Genomic DNA, 23,587 nt, shown 5'->3' on the forward strand with positions numbered 1-23,587 from the left:
CAATGTCGATGGCGTCAAATTTCCGCTTACTGGTACGGAGCGGCCCGCCTAAGCGAGCCCCATAATAAAAGCCATACGATAGCGGCTGTTTTTATGCTCTGGTATTGTGGATTTGCCAATACATACACCATTAAGGAACCATAATGTCCGATTACGACAATCTGCTACAAGTCATTCGAATGCGGGTTTGCAACAACAGGAACATGTCTCCATCAGCATATTACAAAGACAGTACCCAGGATAACCAGATCCGTAATAGAACGGCACTGATATACATTCTTGAAATGATTCTTCATCAGCACAGACTCAAGCATGCAACTATTTTCAACCCTCTTGAGGGACCAGCTGCGTTGCATCATCTGATTTTTATGAAGACCAGGTGGTTTCCAGGAGATATAAGGAAATTATCTTTTGAGGATTCCCTGTTTGTTATTCAGGATGAAATAAAAATTGAAAATCTCACTGATGAAGCACAGTCGGCATTAAAAATTTTAGAACTGCCTAACTTCTCAGTTACTTTTGAGCATTTGCCGGAGAAGGACTGGGACTACATGGAAAACTCAATTCACCTTCAAAACCTAAAGATGAAAGCTTCTCAATAGAGTCATTCACTTCATTTAGCCGCTCTTCAAGAGCGGCTTTTTCTTTGAGCAGATTGTTGTAACAGGCGACATGCAGTCGCTGTTGAGAAAGCCATTGCTCAAGCTCTTCAGTATTCATTCCTGGGTTGAAAAGATAAGGTTGCTGCATACATTTCCCCTGAAATGCAAAAACCCCGCCGAAGCGAGGTTTTGATGTTATGCGTTATTGCCGTGTGACAACTCATAGCAGAATAATTGCGGTTTTGTAATTACACAACCCTTTTAAGCCTCACTGGAAGAACATTTTCTTTTCGGCATTCCCGGTCCATCTCAAGCTTGATATCGAGAGTGCACAAGCATCCCTGAATAAAGCTTTCCGCCGACTGCAGGCGCACTGAAACGTGATTATGGGAAATACCCAGTTTGGCGGCCATTGCTCGCAACGTCATATTTTCGATGTAATGCCATTCAAGCAGCGCACAAAGGTATTCATCGTGCTTTCTGAGGCGGATCATTGCCTCGTTGATAAACATCCCGTCATCATCACAGCATGACGGACGCCCGGCCCTGCTGGCAGGAAGCAGGCTAGAAAGGCCCGCCGCAATGCGTGGATAGCCGATATTTCCTTTTCCGCTTGCTGCCCATACTCCCCAGCGTTCAAGTACCATCTGAACATCACGCATTAGGCCGCCCTCTCATTTGTTGAAATTAAAATCTGCCCTGTCTCACCCCAGCGCTTGGTTACCCGCACAGCCCAGATATGTGCATCATCTGTAAACAGAGCATCCATAAGTGCCTTGAGCATGTTGTCTGCATCGGGCTTTTGCTGGTGCGCCTGACCTTTCATCGCTGCGCGTTTCTTCTGGCTCCAGCTGGCAGGCATGGGAATGACAAATGTGATGTGCCCGCCAGTTTCCGGCATCACCAGCCCGTTCAGGCGAACTTCATCGCAAAAAGCCCGGTAGCGCAGAACCACATCCCGTTTTTTCCATTTATCTGCACGCGTCATGCGCGGCTTACCCATTGGAATAATATTAAAAATCTGCATATGTCGACTGGCTCCCTTTCGAATAGCGACGCGCCTGAGCCCTTACTTGTGGCGCAGTTCTGGCTTTTGCCTCATCCTGATCGATAGGGAGGAAATGACCGTTGAAGAACCGGCGATACACTGTGCCCAGCTCGCCATTTCGCTGTTTGGTGATGTTGATCTCAGCGATACCTTTTGCCGGAGATTCTGGGTTATAGACCTCGTCACGATAGAGCATCATAATTAAGTCAGCGTCGGCCTCAATTTCACCGGAGTTTTTAAGGTCAGAGTTCATTGGGCGTTTGTTCGGGCGTGATTCAACGCCGCGCGAAAGCTGGCTAAGCGCAATAACAGGTGTCTTGTTCGCTTTCGCCAGGCGCTTGAGTCCTTTGGAAACGTCGCCAACAGCCAGATCGTACCGCGCTGTGCTTTGGATTTTGATAAGTGCCAGATAGTCTACTACCACCAGCGCGATTTCCGGATGAGCCATTTTCCAGCGGGTTGCGGTACGGGAAATTTGCTCTACCGTCAGATCGTTGGCATCGACCATCCAGATATTACGTCCAGTAAGGCGAGCTACACCTGTCGTGAGACGTGCCCAGTCTTCATTTTCAAATCGGTCAACAGCTTTTAAACGCGAAACAGGCATTCCACCAGCCGCGGAAACCATACGCTCGCCGATCTGAATATTGGCCATTTCCATGCTGAAAAAAAGTACGCCATGCCCCTGCTCAGACACTTTGTCAATAATGTCCAGCGCCAGCTCCGTTTTGCCCATCGAAGGCCGTGCAGCGATAAACACCAGATCGGTGATATCAATACCCCCAGTTTTTACATCCAGATCTTCAATGCCGGTAAGCAGCGAGCGCCCTTCTTCCAGCCCTTGCATTCTTGCTTCCACACGTGAAACGACTTCAGGCAGTAATTCATCAATATGAACGGGGTTCACGCTTTCGCCATTGATATCAATGACGGACATAATCTGCTTTGCTGACTCCATTGCCGCAACTGCCGCAGCACCATTGGTAGCCTCACGCATGGCTGCTAACGCTTCTGTCATAGCTTTCTCAGCGTCGCGGATTGCTGCATTACGGATCAGGATTAATACGTATGAACCCAGCGCTGATTTTGCCCAGGGAATATTTGATGCGGACATAATTACCGCACTCAGTGCCGGAAGTGTCTCGCAAAGTAGTAACGGATCAATAATCCCATTACGTGCCTGTCCGCAAATTCCTCGATAAATTTCACGGTACTGGTGAACCGAAAAAACGCTCGCAGGCATGCGTGACAGGATATCCAGTACCTCTGGATCTGCACCCCGCAGGCAAATCGCGCCGATAACAGCGCCTTCAAGATCGTCATTTCTCCAGACCTGGCTCATGCTACCACTCCGCTAATACTGCGATAGCTACCCCAGCCAAATGCAAGGCGGTTACGACCTCCATCCGTTACCCGGTCAACAATACGCTCCCCTATGGTTTCCTTTAGCTGGTCAAAGGTCAGATTACTGATGAGGATCGTTGGCAGAATACTTTCATAACGGGCGTTAATTACCTCCTGAAGGATAGTCATTTCTGCCGGGCTGCCGAACTGTACACCAACCTCATCGATGATCAGCAGATCCAGCGTTGTGAAATATTCAATGACCTCTTCTTCAGTGCTCTCGGCGTTGTGCCGCCATGTGCGTTTTACAGAGCGGGTAAGGCGCATAACGTCAGTAATTTCCACCCTGGCCTGGTGAGCGCGAATAATATTCTTTGCCATTGAGACAGCCAGGTGGTTCTTACCTGTACCGCAGTTACCCGTCATAACGAGACCGGTTCCGGCGTTGAGGCGATCCGGCCAACTGGCGGCGTAACGTTGGCATACAGACAGGTTTTGAGCAGCATCCTGATTCACGGCCTGGTAGTTATCAAATTCACAGGCTTCGAAGCGGCGCGCAATACCGGCATTGTCCAGCAGGTCACTCACACGCAGCTCCCGCAGCGCGGCTTCGGTCAGGGCAATCTGATCCCTGACGCACTTCGGACAGGACGAGTAAACGATATTTTCAGCGCCGCGAAGGGCTTTGCCGATCAGCGCCATGCGTTTGTAATCTCCGTGAATGTCACATGAGACCGTGGTGATCTCGCCAGCATCCCAGCTGCTCCACCGCCATGGTTTTTTATGCTCCACTGCAAACTCAAGTTCTTCGGTTAATGCGTCACGCTTAGCCAGCAAATTATCTCTTTCTTCACGCTGTTTGATGTTCAACATTCAAAATCTCCTGAGTTACCAGTTGCAGTCTGTTTTGCCATAGTCCTGTTCACTAAACCCGGATACCGGCAGCATTCCAGGACGCCCACCTCCCGGAGCGGACGGCGTCTGCCAGGACTCTTCGAAATGGCGATCGGGACCAAAGAACGTTACTGCCTGCTTGACGTATTGAGTGCCAGTATTGCCTGTTGCGCGGACGTATGCTGCATAACGCTTTACGCCTTCCAGCATGTCATCTGGCCTAACCCCCTCTTTCAGCCGTGCTTTCCATGCTTTGTAAGCTGATGCTTTGGGATTACCACCAGCGCGTTTAGGGTATACCTGCCAGGCTGTTTCAAAATCAGGTGAATAATCCTGCTTTGCATTGGGTAACGGCTCATCGGCTTTAGCCGGTGTGCCAATAGATTTAATATCTGTTGTAGTCTTTGTTGTAGTAACCATAGGAGATCGGGCGTTTTTGCCCTCATCCATCAGGGCAATCTGCATCTCTCGATCAGGGCAATTTGCACCGTTCGATGAGGGCAGATGTTCTTCTTCCTGAAGAAGGGGTGAATCAGGGTTAATGGTGTAAAAATTGGTACGATCATGCTGAGATTTGTTAAGTTGCTTTGCATACAGGCAGCCCTGCTTAACCAACGAGGTGAAAGCACGTTTAACGGTGTCTTCAGACCAGAACGGGAACTGCTTTGCCCAGGATTCATAAGTGTTAAACACCCAGCGAAGGCCGCCATAATCTACACCCTGATCTTTGTCGTTGATCCAGTAGTTAACCTGCTGCAACACTATTGCTTCGTTAAGACCGATGCGCACCGCTAATTCAGGGTTAATAACCAGTGGGCGGAAATTAAAAAGCAGGCTCATTCTGAAACCCTCCTGAAAATCTGAAACTCGAAGCTCCATCCAGCGCTAGGCAAAGTCGGGCCGCATGGATCGAGATAATCGATATCCAATGCCTTAGCCTGATCATTGGTAGTAATTGGGTGTGACATGTCACACCTCTGAGTCAGGATGTGGAAATAGTTTCGGTTTATCAGGCCTCAATTCATGGGCGGGAATTCCAGTTAAAGCCGACACATCAGGAACGTGCTCTAACCCAACAACACCAACCTTCCTCCAGCGAGAAACAGACGGTTGCTTTACACCTATAGCGCGAGCTAAGGCATTTACTCCGCCAGCAGAATCGATAGCTCTTTCAATTGCTGATTTCATTTTTTTAACTCACCCCATTAATTGCTATCAACAAATAATAGCAATACCTATTGGAATGAGCAATAGACTTGTTTATCATGCTTGACTAGAATGTGATAGCGGAGGCTATAAATATGCAAGAGAGTACACTTAAGACGCTAGCTGACAGACTTAACTACGCAATGCATGAAATGGGTATGAGTCAAGGCCAATTAGCTAAAGCAGCACATATGGCACAGCCAACCATATGGCGAATATCATCTGGCAACGCCAGAGGAACAACAAAAATTGTTGAAATAGCTAATGCCTTGGGGGTTCGTTCGGAGTGGCTATCAAAAGGTACGGGGCCGATGAGGAGCGACGACCAACAACCGACCTCCTCTATTGCTAACAAAAAAACTCCTAACATCTTCAGAGTCGACGTGCTCGATCTCACAGTGAGCGCTGGCCCAGGAATAATCAACAGTGAATTCGTGGAGGTCTTGCGCTCTGTGGAATATTCAGTTGAAGATGCGCGTCAAATGTTTAATGGCCGGAAACAGGAGCAGATACGCATCATAAACGTACGCGGTGATAGTATGTCTGGAACAATTGAGCCTGGCGATTTACTTTTCGTCGATATCAGCGTTCAGCAGTTTGACGGCGACGGTATTTACGCTTTCATCTACGACGACACATCGCATGTAAAGCGTTTGCAAAAGATGAAAGATAAACTCTTAGTTATCTCAGATAACCATACCTATTTACCTTGGGACCCGATTGAGAAGGAAGAGATGAACAAAATCTTCATTTTTGGAAAGGTGATCGGCAGCATGCCGCAGGCGTATAGGAAGCATGGGTAGATGAAATGCAAATGATAATCAAACTTCATGCAAAAAACTGAATAAATCTTAACCGGCCAGTGAGCCGGTTTTTTTTTGCGGCGCTATACAGTAGTCACCGCCAGCCCGTCAGATGGGCAATTCCCTATCGGCACCAGGACCCTATCTTCTCGAAATCCGCAGCATCTCGGCTCATCAAAGTCCATTTTGCTCTCAAGCCCCCATTATTTCCAGCATAGGTGGAGTACTCCCAAAATGAAGCACCTTTCCATCCAAATGCTATAAACACAATCATCAATAGTTTTTTTATTTTATTATCAAAGACATAAAATTTAATAGCAGTTATAATAGCATTATCTATTGCAAACAACGATAGCATTATCTATCATCATTCTATCGAATCGAGTCCAAGGTGATAGAAAATGTCTCAGAAGATAAAAACATTTAATGGGTTGTCCATCCACCCTTGTGATGCCTTCAAGAATATATCCTCGATCGTCGAGACTGCTAGCTTGTTATCGGCGGTTGATGATGACGAATATCGTGAAATTAGCGACATTCTTCTCGCATTTGTCTGCAATTATGCAACCGCGGCTCATGAATTAACACTGGAGAAGCTCAAATGATGACCCCTGTTAATATGCTTGAAAGCGTTGCGGCTGATATCTGTGAGAATACATCACTTCTTGAGGTTATTTATCGCATCAACGAATTACCACCAGAAGCTGATAATGCAATCGCATGCTTAATCCGTTCAATGCAGAAAACAAATGAAACCGCATATGAGTATATTGAACAGCTCAGCAAAAAGGTCAGGGAAAAATGAAAGAGTTCCGCAAAAAATTTAAATGTGACGACGGCCATTTTGATGATGCTAAGCACATTCTGGTCACATCATTTGATGATGAATGGCAGTATGCACTTTACAAAAAAATCGGAGACTATTTCATTCTTGTTGATTCATTCTCAGATATCAGTGAAGCCACAGAAGAATCAAGAAACGTAATACTTAAAAAATAGAACACCATTTTTACCAACTAAAAATAACACACCATGGCTGGTGGGACCATACACAACCTGAAAACAGGATTGAAAGTCTATGTCATTCATCAAAGACCATGCAGCATATAAATTAGCGCTGTTGTTTGCGGCAAACGGTCAGGAAGTAATTGCGTCAATCTATCTGCGTAAAGCATACGGGAGATAACATGAAAAAAGAATCTGAATTACAGAGCGCGAGTCTCGCTGGATATAAATTATTTGCTCTGCTTAAGGTTGCTGCATTTTCTGGTGAAGAGCTGGAACCAATTGAAGCTAAAGCTATTTTTGAACTGGCCTATGATTTATCTGTACCTGTAAGCAGTTTTATCTTGTCTCTGGAACAGGAGGCATTAAATGCTAACTAAAAACAGCACTATCGAAACGGCGGTCAACACCGCCGATAACATGTATCAGCTTCTGGATTTAATGTATACGCACTTTAAGTCTATGGATGATGATCAAAAAGAGTCACTGGTTGGGCTGTGCTATGAATTATCCTGCCAGATTTCCACATGGATGAATGCTGAAGAGAAGAGACGGAATGGATAATATGATAAGTATCTATCGCCGTCGGATATTAAAGGCTGCATTAATCCGCCATCACAGAAAAACGGGTAGCACCTGCCTTATTATTCGCTTGCCTAAAGGCAGCATTAACACGGTCGAGTTAACAGAGATTCTTCTGGATGGATTATTACGAAAATTCGAAAGGCTCGCTATCAGTGAGTATGGAAATGTCGAAGGCGTAAAAGCTATCAAGGGAATTTACAGCAGCTCTGTTGATGTAAATAGCAGCGGTGGATTCCTCACAGAAAGCGGGAAGGAGTTAATCGACGAACTTATTTCTGAGCTGGTTGAGTTCGTTAAAAAACAGAAACCAGTTAATGCGGAGACCGGCAATGACTAACCAACAAACAATGCTCTATCAGGGTGTACAGATTCCCCGCCCAGTATTGAACGTGGATCTGCATGTGCTTCCCAACTTTACTGGCCGTATTGTTCTTTATATCGAGAACGGGAAAGTTAAATGCGACCGCCGGTTACTCGAAGAGGAACATATTTGCGCTTTAGACACTTTTATTGAGATGGCGCGTGAAATGGAGTTACGGATACAGGAGGTATCGGGTGGCAATGACTGCAATAAGAATTCCTGAATGGGTTCATGGACAGGCGGTTCACATTCTCCGCCAATACCGGGCCGGGAGAATACATCCCCGCCGTATGCACAAGACCGGCCATCTGAGCCTCAAGGTTAATCTGCGCTGGCGGCTGTTGTCCCGCGACGGGGGCCAGAACTGGGCAGTAATGAGTCACGAACGATATAGCAAATTAAAGGACAGAAAATGAAAAATAACCGCACTAATTCTGCAATTGACCAGGCGATCAAAACGTATGAGACCCCTGCTGGTCCGTTATTCGTTGCCACCCGGCATGGCCGCATTAAAAAATGTTTTACTCGCGATACGGCGATCCGCTACCTCGCTTATTTTATGACTACTCAGGCATTTGGTATGTCAGGTTTTAAACAACGGCATCCGGAAGAAAGGATCGAACGTAACGGCGTTGAAATGTGGCAACAGGGAGAAACAACGCAAAAGTATTTGCACGCCCACCAGCGTTGCGTCCGTAGGCTGCGCCGCATCCTGAAGCATAAGCGAGAAGTACAAACGTGGTACGACAAATGGGAATCCATGCATAACCGCTATGTAAAAGAGGTCAATGAACTACAGGCTATCAAGCCAAAGGGGCTTCTCTGACAGTTTTTTGCATACTTTATAGCTTTCAGCTGGTGGCCGTATTTTTCGGCCAAACAACTGAAATTAGTTTTGATGAATCACTGAGGTTAGCTATGAGCATTGTTAAACACACCGGGCTGAACGCTGAACAATCATCGAATACTTTCTCAGACAAAGATCTGGAGAGTATGGCCCATGGCAATAATCCTCAATCAAACGCTTACCGCGAACTGCTTGCCCGTCGCTGTCAGCAAACAGATTATCAGCCTGCGATCGACATTTTGCGTGAAAGAGCTGCGCGCGAACTCGATGGCGGTTTCAGGGCTCACCACAATGCTCTGATTTATGCTGCCAATGAACTGGAAAATGCCCAGGCTTTTGGGCGGGAGAGCAGCCATGAATCTTGACTGTGTACCACTTTCGACCTATTGCCGGGATGCAGGGGAAACGGTTGATGCCGTTAACAAACGGATACAAAGAGGGTTATGGAAAGAGGGTGTCCATGTATTAAAAGTCGATGGCGTTAAAGAACGCTGGATTGACTTAACGGAGGTTTCAAAGTGGGCAAGAAAGAACAAGGATCATTATCTCTCCCAAGAGGAGTAACCATTCGCCAGCATAAAACTGGTGATACCCTGGTGATTACATTCACGTACAAAGGGGTTCTCTGCCGGGAGCCTCTTTCCAAAATGGAAACGAACGCGCGCGGTGTGAAGTATGCTGAGCGGCTGCTGGGGGAGATACAAAATCAGATTGTCAGCGGCACATTCGACTATCCGAAATACTTTCCCAACTCCAAAAAGCTGACGCTGTTCGGTGTTGTGAAGAAAACCAAAAATATTAAGTCCTATCTGGACGAGTATCTGAAAATCTGCGAAAACCGCAATCTGTCGCCGTCCACTATTGGTGGTTATGAAAAATGCCTTTCGGCACTGTCAGCCCTGCATAAACTTCATGTTTCAGAGCTGACTCCTGCAGTGCTAAAAAACTGGATAGCCAGTCGGAAAACAAAGCTTAAGACGATCAGGAATAACCTTTCATTTCTGCGAAGCGCTATCGATGAGGCCGTTACTGATGGACTGTTGACGATTAACCCGGTTACGCTGGTCAGCGCCAGCCGGTACCATGTGATTGATAGTTGTCCGAACTCCGACGATTACGAGGTTGATCCATTCTCGCCATCGGAGACCAGCGCTATTTATCAGCACTGTAAATATCAGGAGTGGGAGAATCTGTTCCGCTTCGCATTTAACACTGGTTTACGCAGCTCTGAGTTGTGCGCATTGAGCTGGTCTGATATCGACTTTATAGAAAACACAGCTCACGTACAGGCGGCCAGCGTCGTTGGTGTACTTAAAGGAACCAAGACAAAGGCTGGTACGCGTAAAGTGGAGTTGAACAGTGATGCACTGGTTGCACTGCAAGCCCAGAAGATATTCACTTTCATGAAAAGCGAGTTCATTTTCAGCGACCCAAAAACGGGTGAGCCCTGGGCGAACGCCGACGCAATACGCAAAAAAGCCTGGGTGCCAACCCTCAAGAAAGCCGGTGTTCGTTACAGGAATCCGTACCAGACGCGTCACACTTTCGCCACCCGGCATATCAGCATGGGCGTAAACCTGTTCTGGCTAGCCGGGCAAATGGGCCATAAGGGGCCAGAAATGTTGTTCCGCCATTACGGATCTTACCTTGCTGAATATGACGGTAAAACTGCCATTACAGCAGCTCTGTAGGGCGGCAAATATTGCAAAATGTTGGACAGAATCAGGACGTTACAGAGACAGTAATATGCACGTAAAATGCACTTGAGCGATATTGTGAAAAAAAATCTATTTATATCCAATGAGTTATATTGTTTTCGGACACGGGTTCAACTCCCGCCAGCTCCACCAAACATTGATGTACTGAAGTTCAGTAAAGTCTACTAAGCCCGCACAGCACAAGCTCTGCGGGCTTTTTTATGTCCATTGACGTCTAGTGAGAATTGCTGAGAACTACAAATTATGGCACCCTGAATGGGACCCAACGCAAAGGGGTCCAAAAATCGAGGGTCCCAAAATGGCAAAACTCGCTAAAAAACTCACCGACACTGAAATCAAGAACACCAAACCAGCAGGCAAAGAAATCAACTTGTTTGACGGAGATGGCTTAATTCTACGAATCTCCCCCCTCTCAACAGGTGGGAAAAAGAACTGGTATTTCAGGTATTCAGTGCCAGTGAGCAAGAAAAGAACCAAGATGAGCCTTGGGACATACCCTCACCTTACCTTGGCAAGAGCAAGAGCCTTACGTGATGAATACCTCTGCTTGCTTGCGAATGGAACGGACCCTCAAGTCCATAACAACGATAAAGCTAATGCATTAAAGAATGCCACAGAACACACCTTACAAGCCGTAGCGAGAAAATGGCTGGATGAGAAGATAAAGACCTCTGGCATCTCACAGGACCATGCGGAAGACATCTGGCGAAGCCTTGAACGAAATATTTTCCCCGGTCTGGGTAATGTGCCAATCAATGAGATCCGTCCAAAGCTCTTGAAACAGCATCTTGATCCAATTGAACAACGAGGAGTACTGGAAACTTTGCGACGGCTTATTTCCAGGTTGAATGAAATCTTCCGTTGGGCGGCTACAGAAGAGCTGATTGAATTTAACCCCGCAGATAATCTGGGCCAACGTTTCAGTAAGCCTAAAAAACAGAATATGCCTGCCTTGCCCCCCTCTGAACTCCCTCGTTTTCTGGCAGCACTGAACAATGCATCTGTCCGTTTAGAAACAAGACTACTGATTGAATGGCAACTTCTCACATGGGTTCGCCCCGGTGAAGCTGTCCGCGCAAGATGGTCTGATATAGATATGGATAACAGCATGTGGAACATCCCGGCTGAATTTATGAAGATGAAAAAACCTCATAAGGTTCCATTAAGCAAAGAATCTCTTCGGATACTTAAATCTATGGAATCAATCAGTGGGCACCGCGAGTGGGTATTTACCAGCATAAAGGCTCCCTTAAACCATATGCATGAACAAACAGCCAACGCAGCAATTATCCGTATGGGTTTTGGAGGTGAACTTGTTGCCCATGGAATGCGATCTATTGCAAGAACGGCAGCGGAAGAGTCAGGAAAATTCAGGACAGATGCACTTGAAGCGGCCCTTGCCCACTCAAAAAAAGACGAAATTATCGCTGCATATAATCGGGCGGAATATATTACCGAACGAGTAGCTCTCATGCAGTGGTGGGGAGATTATGTCCAGGCGCAACAGCTTAAAATTTTTGCTGCCTGAATGGACGAAAGGCTACTAATGAGTAGCCTTTCCAATATCCCCAAACGTGGGGCAAATAACAAACTGTACATAGTACAGGATTCATATCAGCAAAAACTATTGATGACATATATTATTAATAAATCATTTTTAAATAATGTCAATGACTGTGAATAATTTATTTTTATAATTAATGCTAAATCTGGCTATACCATTGTATTTTTTAAAAATAAAATCCACACCACTCCCCTCGTTACTTACAATTAAATGAAAATATAATTCATCACAACCCTGTTAAACAAAATTAATCTTTCACTTACAGGTAATCAATTTTAGAAAAAAAGAACTAAGAAAATTTTATGTCCGATAATAATCTCACACCTACATACTTACCATTCACTGTTATAGCTCATTATAATATTGATCTGAAAAAGTGTATTTCAGGGCTTCACTTGCACAATCGAAGATATATATTAGAAGCCCTACCCGCTCTGCAAGAGAAACCTTTAAAATCAATGCAAGTGAAGCATTTAAACAACCTTTTCATTTAGCTTCCTTTGAGCTACCGAAGCGATGAATTTGGTGTTTCTCCTGCACTATAAGAGAAACTTTTAAAATCATTGTAAGCGAAGCATTTAAACAGCTTTTTCATTTAGCTTCCTTTAAGCTACCGAAGCAATGGACTCGAAGCTTCTCCTGAACTGCAATAGAAGCTTTAAAATAAATGCAAACGAAGCTGTATGTATTTATATAATAACATCGTCCACTACGATTTTTTATTATTATACGAAATGAAGCAAGGGCTAACTCTACGAAGCCGCTGCGCTTGCTTCTCCGAGTTCCCCTTGCTTTTCAGCCCTTCGGTTAGAAAAGAACAGCCAGACCCAGTAAGCACATATCCATTGAACTGCGCCCAATGTTTTGTGACAGATTACTATAGAAAGGTCGACTTTGGCACGGAGCGTTCAAGCTAACTGAGCTGAAGGTCCGCTGTGAGCGAAAAAACGGACATTGAGATTGAGTGTCAGAAGCACTGGTCACACTCTGTCTCCGAATCCTCTGTAGCAGGATGAATTGCACAATCAGAGCAGCGAAAAATATTGAAGATGTTGTTGAACTATGTAGGATATGTAGAAGCATAAGAAGATTTGTCAGGTTAAGGATTCCTGAGGGCGGTAGCATTTTAGAAGAAGAATGAATATCTTACATGATCCTTATAGGTTGGCGAAGGTGGTTTTTCGTTGAAAAAAGATAACCTTGATAGATAGTAAATCTGAAGAGACATAGGTTAATATGATGCAAGAGCATGCTTGGAAATATTTTGAACTACACTCTCAACAAAGAATGACGGTATTTAATTTCTATATTACGATAATAAGTCTTTTGATAGCAGGTAGTGGAATATGCTTACAGCAAGGAGGCAATCTAATTTATCTGACATCTGCCTTGGGTATATTTATTATATTTATAACCTTTATTTTTCATAAACTTGACTCAAGGGTGTCATTTCTTATAAAAAATGCAGAGAAAGCCTTGAGAAAAGCAGAGGATAATTATGATAATGAAGAAATGAAAATTTTCACCTCTGACCACAATAATGAAAACCTCAATAAAACCATGCGCTCACTATGGAGTTATGGGAAATGTTTCAGGCTATCGTTCGCTATCATATCATGCCTTGGCTTTATGATTTCAATAACTCCGATGGTTATAAATTTCATGGGCTAATTTTTTATAAATTTTATAGGACTGAAACAAAATGGACTATACCAAATGGCAATCAAAGTCAGAAAATAGCTTAAAGTTGCTAAATACATTATCTAAAGTTAAAAATAAAAACAAAAGAAATTTATTGAGGGGATATTTGAATAAATCAAGAATTAATAAGTTTGAAATCCAGAAAATTAGAAAAGATAATAATCTTTCTGATTGCATGATAATAGGAGCAGTAATAAAGGGAAGAGATGGGTTACTAAAAATAAGTGAAAAGCCAACGAGTAGTGAACTTTACACTATGATTACACCTAAACCATTATCATGGAGAGAAGAGCTAAGCTACCTATCTGGTTTTATAAATTCATTTGAAGATGTTTCATTAAGACATCTGGAAGTTATCAAATCGCTATCATATTTAGAGCAATTAGAAACAGACACGGCTCTTAGATTGATATTAAAGTATAGCGAAGAATATGGAGCATCTAATTTCTTATCATACAAACTAGCTTATCTCATAAGCTCACGTGATCTAACATCAAATGATCAAAAGATAGTCACAAAAATTGAAGATGAATTCGGACATAAAGATAGACCTGGATTTCATTTCAGCGCATTAGAAAACTTGAATTCAAGAATATCCTTATTTGTTGTTGCCAGAAGAAGAGTAAGCGCACTAATTGGAAGAGTAGATGGGAATATAAGAAAGGCTATATCGCTTAATAACTTTATACCTACACCATTATCTATCGATGACTTAGCGGAGTTCTTGTTAAGAGCCTCTGAATCAGCTCTAATTGATGCTATATACTCGCTAGTCGTGCTTTTTAATTTGGATGATGAATTTAAAGAAGCTAAGTTTGAATTAGAAAAAAGACTTAACTCTAAACTAATATCTGGAATCCATAATTTATTGTTATACACCTCCGAACTTAAAAATAATGAAATAGTGACTGATTATTACCGTTCTCTTAACGACGAGGGAGATTATTCATTAGATTTATATAGAAACTCTTCCGCATTTTTAGAACGTAAAGATCTAGCAAGATATAGAAACAAAATTGATAAGGTTATAGGGGCCAGATTATTAAATGAAATAGAAATCAAACACAGCCACTCAACTGCAGAATTCGAAGATGAAAAAAGATTATTATTAGCTAACGATGGTATAAGCACTAATGAGAAATTAGAAATAAAGCAGGATACATTCTATAGAACCTACTTATTTTTAAATATTCTTAGAAATAGAAATAACCTGTTATCATTAACAGGAGAGAATATAAAGTTTATTTTTGAAAATACTTTGAGGCTAGATACATTGCTGACCGAAGATGAAATGCAGACGCTTCTGTTAACATCATCGGAAGACAATAAAAGCTTAGTGACTGTACTGACACTTGCATTATATAGGAAAAAATCAGCAGACCCTGATACTGACTTTGACTTTAGAACAGATTTTATATCATACGTTAAAGAAAAATTTAGTGGCTCTATCGTAAAATTTATTTCTGATTTACTTGAAAGCAGCCCTGCAATAGCCAGCTATATAGTTGTATCACTAGATGAAGTCACTCTGGAGAAAATGTACGGCCTTGTATCTAATGCTTCAGAAGCCTCTTCGATACGACGTGAGATTTTAATGTCGGTTGGAAAAAAATTAAATCAAATCGAGTACATAATAGAAGCAGAATCAATAAATACAAGAGAAAAGGTATCGAAGCTTCAAAAATATTTTGATAGTAGTAGAATTTATGTTGATAGCGTATCGATGAAAAATTGGTTAGACAGTAACCCTACGATGTCCACAGAACAATATCGTTCACTATTCAGTCGCTCAGAGGCTATTATATCAACTGCGCAAAGTGATAATGAAAATGAATCAGATATATTATATATACAGCTAGTAAATAGTGGTGACTATCTTATACCTCAAATTGCAAAAGACGCTTTTGAACAATTTTGCCTTAATAACGAATTTGGTATTCAGTCTTACCTCGGCAGACGAATTAGACATAATACTCTAGATGGTGTAACAACAGATACTGTAGATGCGGTACTTCGGAAACCTGAACATAGAATAGTACTTGCAAATCAACAGATGCAAAGGATAGTTGAATCCTGGCTTGCATCTTATAAAGCTATTGTTGATAAACTCAGGCGTGAACACCTTCAATTTAAGTCTAGTAATTCCTTATTTAACGCATCGATTGACACTGATGATTCCGCGACCAGTGAAAATATTCGCCTCTTAACAAACACTCTTCGTTCAACCGGTAGAAGTGAATTGCTAAATGAGCTCATCATTGCGTTTTGCTGGAAGCAAATAACACCTCAACTTGAAAATGCCGCAAGGTTTATTAGGACAACACTATTACAACAAGCAAAGGATTCTATCGATAAACACTTCCAAAATCACAGCATTGGGGAGACGCAGATTGTAGCTGAGCTACACGAAGCGGTAAACGAAGTATTTATCAAAGTTTCTGATTGGTTCCAAGTTCCTGATACTGGATTCATCTCAGCTTCAATTAAAGATTTATGTCAAATAATTCTAATTGATCTAAATAGAAATAATAATGTAGAGTTTAATGGTGAAGCAATAGACAACAAATACACAGGTATAAGTGTTCATCGATTGTATGACTGTCTCGCCGTACTATTACAAAACGCGCATACACATGGAGAGGAGAATAGTGTAATACATATTGATGTCTCTGTGCTAAAAATAGACTTAGAATCAGTATTAGAGTCTGTATCTGTAGATATCACATCAAAAGTAGCAAAACATAACTTTGAAGAATCTAAACTAAGAATTGAAGAAGCAATTAGTGCAGAAGAAGATAGTACAGATATGGTTACGGAAGGTTATTCTGGAATTAAAAAGATAAAATTCATTACCAGAGCTAACGAAGGCAAACAGACTATGAGATTTCGTTTTGATAATGATAATTCGCAGCTGACCTTAGGGTTTTCGATCCACGCAGAAATAGCTACAGAAGAAAATGCAGTCACTTCAGGAGCAATTGCATGAAAATACTTTTGGTTGAGGATGAAGTACATAAAAGAGATGAGTTAATACAATGTGTTAAAACAGTTTACGGAATTGAACCACAAATAGTCGATTGCGTGAATGATGCGGTTTTGGCTGTTATTGACAATGATTTCGATTTGATTATTTTAGATATGGCCTTATCTACTTTTAGCGATAACTCAGGAGATAAGAAAAAAGGACATGACCAAGCTCAAGGTGGAATAGAAGTTTTGAGAGCATTAAAATCGCGTAAGAAAACAACAAAAATAATAATTATCACCCAATATCCTGATTTTTACATTGGCGGCGTTAAAGTGAAGTTGCAAAAATCAATAAGTGTTGTCAAAGAAAAATATAATCAAGATATAATTGGTGCCGTTTTATATACTTATAAATCTCAACCTACTTTGCAAAAGATAACATCTATACTGAGAAAACATGCATGAAAATAATGCTAATTGAAGATAATAAAAACAAAAGAGATGATATCAAGAGTTTTCTACTATCAAAAAATATAGTTGATAGTGATATTATTATAGCCAAGAGCATGACCGACTTCACTACAAATCTACATCATGATATTGGATTATTCATAATTGATTTAAAACTACCTAATATTGACGGTGGTGAAGCGCAATTTAATGGATTAACGATATTAGAGACTATCAAGAAATCTAGTAAACAAGAATCTCTTTTATTAGCTATCAGTTCATTTCCAGATGAATTCCCAAAGCTCAGAGATTTCTACGAATCACATGGTTGTATTCTTTCTACTTATTCTAACAAAAAAGGGTGGAAGTCGACACTTGAGCATTTACTGATTCAACTAAATAAAAATACAACTCTCGACTTTTTGATTTTTTGTGCATTAAAAGAAGAGCGAACTCCTTATATTACCATGATTAATGGTAAAAAATGTAATAGACGGGGAATTGATTTCTATGACATTGATATCGGAGAGAAAAAAGGTTCAGTCGTCCTTCTGCCATCCATGGGACTTGTTAATGCAGCTATCATCGCAGGGGCTTGTATTGATCGTTATAAGCCATCAATTGTAGCAATGAGTGGGATTTGTGGTGGTTTTACAGATAATGTTAAACTGGGCCAATTACTTGTTTCAAAAATGGCATACGAATACCAGTCTGGTAAATGGACTGATGATGGCTTTAAGCAAGAGCCTTACCAAGTATCCACCGATCAGAATACATTGACAAATTTAAGCATAATGATCGACCAAGATGATTTTCTTAAAGAACTTGAAGAAGGTTATAGTGCGACTAAACCTGATGAACCAACTCCACCTATTTTCTCCATTTTTACTAGTGGTTCAGCTGTAGTAGCATCTAAAGAGTTGTTAACAAACATACAAAATCATCATCGTAAATCAGGTGGCTTGGATATGGAGATATTTGCAATCCATCGTGCTACTGAGTTATCCATCAATAAACCATTATGTATTTGTGCAAAGACCGTCGTAGATCTTTGCGATTCGAATAAAGACGATGATTTACATATATACGGAAGTTACATTTCTGCTAAATTTATTATATTAGCCATTAAAAATCATTACAAATTAAATACATAATACTACTTTTATTAATCATTAACTATCTATGACCTGAGTTATGTCAGGAAAAGTGACACCAGAGATTGTTCATACCAAGCGGCCCGGACGGGCGATAACGTTTCTGCAGACGGCTGCAGGGGTACGGCGGGATACCGAGCATTTAGGAAACCTTGCCAGGACGCGGCTTGTGATCGATGACATCCTGTAGGAGCCTGAGTCGATTCATATCGCTCAATTTCCGCAGCCTGATCGGGACACAGATTGCGGTCGATTACATCCTTAAGAATTTTGAGACGGTTGATTTCTTTCCGCTGGCCTGCCCTGACGTATATATCATAGAAGTTGGTCGGCGGGATGGCTACTGTTGGCACACCTGTCATGTGATTCGAACGCTGCACGGTATCCCCAATTGCGTCATCCGACTCAGTGCATTCACCATCTCCAGCGCTTCACACATAAGCGCATCATAACCCCTCCCCCAGGTCTGCTCCCCCGCAGATTATGCAGGTAGATGTGAACAATGTCCGCACTTGGCACGTAGCGGGCTAGCTCACTGGGCAGAAGGTCCGCTCTGAGCGAGGAGCGGACGTTGGTCTTGGAGGGGCTCCGGAAATTATCTAAAAGCGAATGGTATGGATTACAGGAATGCTTGCAATTCCCAACAAACTAAAGACAGTGCGAAATCGCGATTTTTTCTGCTACTGAATAAAGTTTTCAACATTTTGGTCGTTAATTATCTTTTACGTAGTTGTTTTTCAGGAGAAGTGCAATGACATTTACCGTCGGTGAAAACTATCCATTCAGGGACATACAGAAGCGTTATAAATCCCTGAAACCGGGCGAAAAGGGACTGTCGCAGGGCGGGTTTTTAAATCCCTCGCGTGGCAATTCCTCTACATTAATTCGAGCCATCTTTGCGCGCAGAGGCGTCAATGGCCCTTTGGATAATCTATTGTTCATTTCTGGCGATAATGCGTACCGAAACTACTTCAACCGTCTTGTGAAAGTGCAAAAGGAATGTAGCCCATTCCTCTATTTTAAAGAAATCAATGGCGAGTGGTCTTATATGGGGCACAGTCAGGTGGAGCGTTTACTGGAACCCGACTCAAAAGCATTAACCCTCTTGCTTGACAAAATGGGGTGCACGCTGGAAACGGTTGGTGAGGTGGGTGGCAAACCATTGTGGCAGCTTTCCGCATTAGGAGGGCAAGGTTTTATCAGACCGCGTAGACTGGAATTTATAGCGGTCTTACAGCAGGATTGACCTGCTCCCCGTTGATTGACTCAGTGTAAAGTTAGTACGTCCGTTTTTGACACAGAGCAGGCAGTTCTGGAGACACCGATGTCTGCTATGAGCGAGGAGCGGAAGTCAGTCCAAATTAGCTAAAAAATGACTACTAAAGCAGTGGAAATTCAAAATGTGCGATCGATATCTGATGACATCCGACTAGATTTACTTGAATACACCTTTTTTAGATAGTTTTGTCGCACAAACTCGCCTGATGGTGTCCCGCACTCGACCATTGACTCACCTGAAGGGGGCAAACCCTCAGTTTGGATGTGGTAAACTCATTCGCGACCATTCATAGAGGAATCAGCGAGAAAGAAATGGATAAGTTTTCATTTGGTAAACCTTTCAAACTTAATGACTACGTTATATACCCGTGCCCAGGTTGCGGAAGAAGCAGTCTGAAACTCGATAAAGAAACATTTAACGCAAGGGTGACCGGTGAATCACATAGCATTATTGAATTTCTCGGCTTTGAAACAGAATTGATTAAAGAGGTTTTTACATCGGTTCTGGTTTGCGAAAATCATGAATGCGAGGAAGTTGTTGTCTGCTCTGGCACAGGTCATGTTGAGATGGATATTGCCGTAAATGAACGCGGCGAGCAGATACAGGAATACTTTAGCTATTACACACCCAAAGTATTCATACCAACCCTACAGTATATAGATATCCCCACAGAATGCCCATCCGAAGTATGTGAAAATTTACAAGAGGCATTTTCACTGACACTACTTTCGCCTGGGTCAGCAGCAAACAAGGTAAGAGCGGCGATAGAAAACCTTTTGTCTGAATACAATATTCCAAAATACAAACTAGTTAAGCCGAAAGGTAAGGCCAAGCGCGAGCGGCGCCTCATATCTCTGCACGAGCGAATTGCCATAGCTGCACATAGAAAGAAAATATTTGAAAAGTTAAATGAGCTTTTATTTGCCGTTAAATGGCTGGGTAATGAAGGGAGTCACGCAACATCAGGTTTAACTCAAAGTGATCTCTTTGATGCGTACCGGTTGACTGAGCACATTCTCAACGCGCTCTATCCATCAGGTGTAGACCTTCAGAAAAGGGCGCGGGAAATAGTAAAAAACAAAGGTGTGAAAAAGCAAAAAAAGAAGTTTTCCCGAACATCAACTGTTTAATGAAAAGAGTGTAGGCTGGACTTTCGCCAGCCTATTTAGGTTCGTACCAATCTACATTGCCCTCTTCGTCTCTGTATCTCTGCAGCCCTATTGTAAAGTCAACAAAAAGACCATCGCCCAGATCGGCTTCTTGCTCTACCCGATTGCCGGTGAAATAGTCATGACCAGACAGTTTGAAATTGCTCAGCTGAGGAGTTGGTGGCTGATCACCCCGCGGTGTCAAATCTATAAAAGGCTTGTATTTCGGATCATACTTTCTATACAGCCATTCTTCATATTGATAACGGCTAATTCCGTCAAACAAAATTTCGTACTCAACGCATGATGGATAGTACTTTTCTATAAAAAACTCAACTAAATTTGAATGTAACTTTGACAGAATTCTTTACAAGCAAAGTTGTAATATCCGTCTTGGGCTAAGTTAAGATGTGCGTTGTTAATAATCAACAAGAATTTCGCTGAGCTCTGACATGCAGTGCAATAGCCAAATTCTCGCAACAAGCTGTCGCCACTATACCGACCAGGGACAAATAATTCACTTAAACCTCCATGAATTTGATTGAATAACTTTAGAATAGCCACCACCGGCCGGCTTTGTTTTTTTACGTTGACTATCATCAGATCCTTACAGGCCATTGTGGTCAGAAGTGGTCTAAAAAAAACTAAGTTAGTAGAGTTTAGACCACTCCAGAGAATAGTATTTATTTTATAAAAACATACCTGCTGAGATAATTTAAAAAAGTTTTCGTATCTAAAAAATAAGCAGGATATGCATTTTTTAATTCACTAATTGAACTAACAGAAACCATAGCTACTTCACAGCCTTTATTTTCCGCGCAGTATTTTTCAGACTCGACATAAGCTTCTGCCGCCTTTGCATGATTGTGATTTTCGAAGCTCTTTATATTTATATTCCGCTTTACGGTGTCAACAACAATTATGCAAAGTCCTTTATCATATTCTTTGCTACCTTCAATATGGCTAACTACGGCATTATAAGCAGCTAAAATATCGAAAACATTCAACTCGACGGATAAATGGCTTAATTCTTCTGATATTTTTATATAACTCCCAGATGGTTCTTTTTCATATTCAACTTTATAAAAAAGCTCTGATACCAATTCAAAAAACCTAAGCCATCTTGCATCACCAAAACCAGATTTCAATGATTCCTTTCGAAACAAACCAACCATTTCAACTGCTGTAGCCCAGCTATGTTGAATAGCTGTTCTTATTTGCATTTCAATGCGTAATCCATTTAAAGATGGAAATTTTTTATTTTGGAATGAATAGACCATGTGAAAGCTTCTATAACCGGAATCTTTCACGTCTATCATGTAATCATCCATTCTAACTAGTTCATGTGAGAATTTAGATGATTTTATTTTATTAACTAAATCATACACTTGATCTAGATTATTTAAAATAGCCCGGCACCCACCAAGATCCTGCATCTTATTTAGCTTCATGTCAGGAAATCTAGAAAGTTTAGTAACAATGGAAGGCATCCTCTTAATTCTAGAGGATAGTAACGCATTTTTGTTTAAGGAAATAGCCTCTCTTTCCATATAAAACTGTATTTTACTTAAAGGGTATAAATGCAACATCCTCCACTCATGAAGAATTTGTACATCTTCCTCTTTATATTTTTCACCTGTACCAAACTGAGAAACTAATCTATCCCCAGCTCTTCCAACTTCCTTTTTTGAAACAGATAAAGTGTACATAGTAAGACGCCTTATAATAAGATTATGCTAATTTAGGAATTACAACTTACAAAGACCCGACAGCGAGCAAGGGTAACAAACCACCGCCAATTAAGAGGGGCTAGCCCGTGCCGGTATGGCATCAGGGTAACTGAAATGAATTGGATGCACCAGACGTGCTACAAGGAACCCGCTTGAAAAAGGGAATTAAAGCTGTTTTTTAGCCAATTGGCTGGTCGCTACTCATCAAATTGCGGATTTATGGCGTTTTAGTGCCCGAAACTGAATGTGATCATTCGTTGGAGTGGCTCGAAAAAATCCACGAAAATGCTCACATCAGATTAGAAGTACCGTCCATGAGGGCATTTGTGAATGCCACTTCGCGGGATGGAGGTGACCTGCTCCAGTTTTTAACTCACAGTTTCGTTAGTAACGTCCGCTGTAGGCACTGAGCGGACAAGCTTAGTGAGCTGAAGGTCTGCTGTGAGCGAGATAGGGTCATTCGCACCCTGAGAATTAGACTTTGAAGTGATTCAGGGTATGCGCTTACTGGTTACGAATATTAAGCGAAAATCACGTGAGGATCGCCACTTTTCTTTCGAGCCAGTAGGTGCTCTGAACCTACCCACATAATGTGTACGCGACCCTAAGCGATGTTCTGGTTTTCAAACTGTTCCGGGCTGAGACTGATCCTACCTACGAATATTGGACACGCGACTAAGAGAGTAGACTCTTTGCCAGCATGCCGAAAATACCTTCCTTTTGATAGGAATGATTATCCCTGAAAATCAACTATCGATCAGAGCAGCGGAGAAAGCAGGTCGTAAATGTTTTCTCAGATATGAATTTCTTAACTTTATTGGTACACCTATGAACAATAGTTTGATTCGAATTAACGGTTATACCTGAGCACAGAATAACTGAGATGATATGACCCAATTTTTCTCCTCACTCTAACAATCACACTATGGATAGAGTTGAAGCAATTTTTTATTGATGGAACACTGTTACTGAAAAACCTTCCCGCCATATAAAATTTCGAAAAATGCTGCCCTGCTCTCTAATTAGCATATACCTCAATTTATACTCCTATTAACACCTGATATTTTTCAGTCTCTGCTCCTGACAATCATGCCCCCCCACAAACAAGAAAGTTTATTAATGATAAATAAAAATAGCACTTTTTGATAAACATCATATTTCCTATATAAAACATCGAATTA

30 protein-coding genes are annotated in these 23,587 nt (G+C 42.0%); 21 read left to right on the top strand and 9 right to left on the bottom strand.

Annotation, left to right across the window (positions count from 1 at the left end; all coding sequences use genetic code 11):
- The first annotated feature begins 203 nt into the window (after positions 1-203).
- Entirely contained in the window at positions 204-602 is a 399-nt protein-coding gene (locus CHU32_RS28980) for an ECs1072 family phage-associated protein (protein WP_369522146.1), read from the top strand.
- Here CHU32_RS28980 and CHU32_RS24650 read toward each other — a convergent pair.
- The 7 genes from CHU32_RS24650 to CHU32_RS24680 form a co-directional block, all read right to left on the bottom strand.
- Positions 514-750 carry a hypothetical protein gene (locus CHU32_RS24650; protein ID WP_103678176.1) on the bottom strand — a complete coding sequence of 79 codons (237 nt, stop codon included), beginning with the start codon at positions 748-750 and terminating at the stop codon, positions 514-516. The genes CHU32_RS28980 and CHU32_RS24650 overlap by 89 nt on opposite strands.
- Positions 751-850: 100 nt before the next feature.
- Positions 851-1,264 carry an antiterminator Q family protein gene (locus CHU32_RS24655; protein ID WP_103678177.1) on the bottom strand — a complete coding sequence of 138 codons (414 nt, stop codon included), beginning with the start codon at positions 1,262-1,264 and terminating at the stop codon, positions 851-853.
- Positions 1,264-1,629 carry a RusA family crossover junction endodeoxyribonuclease gene (locus CHU32_RS24660; RefSeq protein WP_103678178.1) on the bottom strand — a complete coding sequence of 122 codons (366 nt, stop codon included), beginning with the start codon at positions 1,627-1,629 and terminating at the stop codon, positions 1,264-1,266. The genes CHU32_RS24655 and CHU32_RS24660 overlap by 1 nt, the downstream gene beginning before the upstream one ends.
- Positions 1,616-2,992: a replicative DNA helicase gene (locus tag CHU32_RS24665; RefSeq protein ID WP_103678179.1), complete on the bottom strand. Its 1,377-nt coding sequence runs from the start codon at positions 2,990-2,992 to the stop codon at positions 1,616-1,618. The genes CHU32_RS24660 and CHU32_RS24665 overlap by 14 nt, the downstream gene beginning before the upstream one ends.
- On the bottom strand, positions 2,989-3,867 hold the full coding sequence (locus CHU32_RS24670) for an ATP-binding protein (RefSeq protein ID WP_103678180.1): 879 nt from the start codon (positions 3,865-3,867) through the stop codon (positions 2,989-2,991). The genes CHU32_RS24665 and CHU32_RS24670 overlap by 4 nt, the downstream gene beginning before the upstream one ends.
- Before the next feature lie 15 nt (positions 3,868-3,882).
- Positions 3,883-4,728 (bottom strand): helix-turn-helix domain-containing protein, encoded by an 846-nt coding sequence (locus tag CHU32_RS28685; protein WP_245880270.1) that lies wholly within the window; start codon positions 4,726-4,728, stop codon positions 3,883-3,885.
- A gap of 129 nt (positions 4,729-4,857) precedes the next feature.
- Positions 4,858-5,076, bottom strand: coding sequence for a transcriptional regulator (locus CHU32_RS24680; RefSeq protein WP_103678181.1), 219 nt, complete (start codon positions 5,074-5,076; stop codon positions 4,858-4,860).
- Positions 5,077-5,189: 113 nt separating this feature from the next.
- Here CHU32_RS24680 and CHU32_RS24685 point away from each other — a divergent pair, with 113 nt between their 5' ends.
- The 20 genes from CHU32_RS24685 (at position 5,190) to CHU32_RS24785 (ending at position 20,658) form a co-directional block, all read left to right on the top strand.
- Positions 5,190-5,897 carry an XRE family transcriptional regulator gene (locus CHU32_RS24685; RefSeq protein ID WP_103678182.1) on the top strand — a complete coding sequence of 236 codons (708 nt, stop codon included), beginning with the start codon at positions 5,190-5,192 and terminating at the stop codon, positions 5,895-5,897.
- 401 nt (positions 5,898-6,298) lie between these two features.
- Complete coding sequence (locus CHU32_RS24695) at positions 6,299-6,502, top strand: hypothetical protein (protein ID WP_103678184.1); 204 nt, start codon at positions 6,299-6,301, stop codon at positions 6,500-6,502.
- Positions 6,499-6,702 (top strand): hypothetical protein, encoded by a 204-nt coding sequence (locus CHU32_RS24700; protein ID WP_103678185.1) that lies wholly within the window; start codon positions 6,499-6,501, stop codon positions 6,700-6,702. The genes CHU32_RS24695 and CHU32_RS24700 overlap by 4 nt, the downstream gene beginning before the upstream one ends.
- On the top strand, positions 6,699-6,896 hold the full coding sequence (locus tag CHU32_RS24705; protein ID WP_103678186.1) for a hypothetical protein: 198 nt from the start codon (positions 6,699-6,701) through the stop codon (positions 6,894-6,896). Before CHU32_RS24700 ends, CHU32_RS24705 begins: the two co-directional genes overlap by 4 nt.
- A gap of 188 nt (positions 6,897-7,084) precedes the next feature.
- A complete protein-coding gene (locus CHU32_RS24710; protein WP_103678187.1) occupies positions 7,085-7,282 on the top strand; it encodes a hypothetical protein in 198 nt (65 codons plus the stop codon).
- Positions 7,272-7,466 carry a hypothetical protein gene (locus CHU32_RS24715; RefSeq protein WP_103678188.1) on the top strand — a complete coding sequence of 65 codons (195 nt, stop codon included), beginning with the start codon at positions 7,272-7,274 and terminating at the stop codon, positions 7,464-7,466. The genes CHU32_RS24710 and CHU32_RS24715 overlap by 11 nt, the downstream gene beginning before the upstream one ends.
- Positions 7,459-7,824 (top strand): hypothetical protein, encoded by a 366-nt coding sequence (locus CHU32_RS24720; protein WP_103678189.1) that lies wholly within the window; start codon positions 7,459-7,461, stop codon positions 7,822-7,824. The genes CHU32_RS24715 and CHU32_RS24720 overlap by 8 nt, the downstream gene beginning before the upstream one ends.
- A complete protein-coding gene (locus tag CHU32_RS24725; protein ID WP_103678190.1) occupies positions 7,817-8,071 on the top strand; it encodes a hypothetical protein in 255 nt (84 codons plus the stop codon). Before CHU32_RS24720 ends, CHU32_RS24725 begins: the two co-directional genes overlap by 8 nt.
- Positions 8,049-8,264 carry a ParE family toxin-like protein gene (locus CHU32_RS28985; RefSeq protein ID WP_425444911.1) on the top strand — a complete coding sequence of 72 codons (216 nt, stop codon included), beginning with the start codon at positions 8,049-8,051 and terminating at the stop codon, positions 8,262-8,264. Before CHU32_RS24725 ends, CHU32_RS28985 begins: the two co-directional genes overlap by 23 nt.
- Positions 8,261-8,674 carry a hypothetical protein gene (locus CHU32_RS24735; RefSeq protein ID WP_103678192.1) on the top strand — a complete coding sequence of 138 codons (414 nt, stop codon included), beginning with the start codon at positions 8,261-8,263 and terminating at the stop codon, positions 8,672-8,674. The genes CHU32_RS28985 and CHU32_RS24735 overlap by 4 nt, the downstream gene beginning before the upstream one ends.
- Positions 8,675-8,766: 92 nt before the next feature.
- The gene (locus CHU32_RS24740) at positions 8,767-9,060 is read left to right on the top strand and encodes a hypothetical protein (protein WP_103678193.1); all 294 of its coding nucleotides are present in this window, start codon (positions 8,767-8,769) and stop codon (positions 9,058-9,060) included.
- Positions 9,050-9,259, top strand: a complete 210-nt coding sequence (locus CHU32_RS24745) for an excisionase (RefSeq protein WP_103678194.1) — start codon at positions 9,050-9,052, stop codon at positions 9,257-9,259. The genes CHU32_RS24740 and CHU32_RS24745 overlap by 11 nt, the downstream gene beginning before the upstream one ends.
- Positions 9,214-10,386, top strand: a complete 1,173-nt coding sequence (locus tag CHU32_RS24750; RefSeq protein ID WP_103678195.1) for a site-specific integrase — start codon at positions 9,214-9,216, stop codon at positions 10,384-10,386. The genes CHU32_RS24745 and CHU32_RS24750 overlap by 46 nt, the downstream gene beginning before the upstream one ends.
- A 325-nt stretch (positions 10,387-10,711) precedes the next feature.
- Positions 10,712-11,941 carry a phage integrase central domain-containing protein gene (locus CHU32_RS24755; protein WP_032625800.1) on the top strand — a complete coding sequence of 410 codons (1,230 nt, stop codon included), beginning with the start codon at positions 10,712-10,714 and terminating at the stop codon, positions 11,939-11,941.
- Between the two features lie 1,275 nt (positions 11,942-13,216).
- On the top strand, positions 13,217-13,648 hold the full coding sequence (locus CHU32_RS29030) for a RipA family octameric membrane protein (RefSeq protein ID WP_439709998.1): 432 nt from the start codon (positions 13,217-13,219) through the stop codon (positions 13,646-13,648).
- Positions 13,649-13,679: 31 nt separating this feature from the next.
- Positions 13,680-16,664: a hypothetical protein gene (locus tag CHU32_RS24765; protein ID WP_032625805.1), complete on the top strand. Its 2,985-nt coding sequence runs from the start codon at positions 13,680-13,682 to the stop codon at positions 16,662-16,664.
- Positions 16,661-17,110 carry a response regulator gene (locus CHU32_RS24770; RefSeq protein WP_032625809.1) on the top strand — a complete coding sequence of 150 codons (450 nt, stop codon included), beginning with the start codon at positions 16,661-16,663 and terminating at the stop codon, positions 17,108-17,110. The genes CHU32_RS24765 and CHU32_RS24770 overlap by 4 nt, the downstream gene beginning before the upstream one ends.
- Positions 17,107-18,249 (top strand): 5'-methylthioadenosine/S-adenosylhomocysteine nucleosidase family protein, encoded by a 1,143-nt coding sequence (locus CHU32_RS24775; protein ID WP_032625812.1) that lies wholly within the window; start codon positions 17,107-17,109, stop codon positions 18,247-18,249. The genes CHU32_RS24770 and CHU32_RS24775 overlap by 4 nt, the downstream gene beginning before the upstream one ends.
- 751 nt (positions 18,250-19,000) lie before the next feature.
- Positions 19,001-19,495 (top strand): hypothetical protein, encoded by a 495-nt coding sequence (locus tag CHU32_RS24780; RefSeq protein WP_032625814.1) that lies wholly within the window; start codon positions 19,001-19,003, stop codon positions 19,493-19,495.
- A gap of 344 nt (positions 19,496-19,839) precedes the next feature.
- The gene (locus CHU32_RS24785) at positions 19,840-20,658 is read left to right on the top strand and encodes a DUF4145 domain-containing protein (RefSeq protein ID WP_032625818.1); all 819 of its coding nucleotides are present in this window, start codon (positions 19,840-19,842) and stop codon (positions 20,656-20,658) included.
- A gap of 31 nt (positions 20,659-20,689) precedes the next feature.
- On the opposite strand, the gene CHU32_RS24790 is transcribed toward CHU32_RS24785, so the two are convergent.
- Both CHU32_RS24790 and CHU32_RS24800 read right to left on the bottom strand, forming a co-directional pair.
- Positions 20,690-20,962 carry a hypothetical protein gene (locus tag CHU32_RS24790; RefSeq protein ID WP_071993634.1) on the bottom strand — a complete coding sequence of 91 codons (273 nt, stop codon included), beginning with the start codon at positions 20,960-20,962 and terminating at the stop codon, positions 20,690-20,692.
- A gap of 397 nt (positions 20,963-21,359) precedes the next feature.
- The gene (locus tag CHU32_RS24800) at positions 21,360-22,385 is read right to left on the bottom strand and encodes a RelA/SpoT domain-containing protein (protein ID WP_032625820.1); all 1,026 of its coding nucleotides are present in this window, start codon (positions 22,383-22,385) and stop codon (positions 21,360-21,362) included.
- Between the last annotated feature and the right edge of the window lie 1,202 nt (positions 22,386-23,587).

Origin of the sequence: Superficieibacter electus (genome assembly GCF_002915575.1) — a bacterium.
Lineage (GTDB): Bacteria > Pseudomonadota > Gammaproteobacteria > Enterobacterales > Enterobacteriaceae > Superficieibacter > Superficieibacter electus.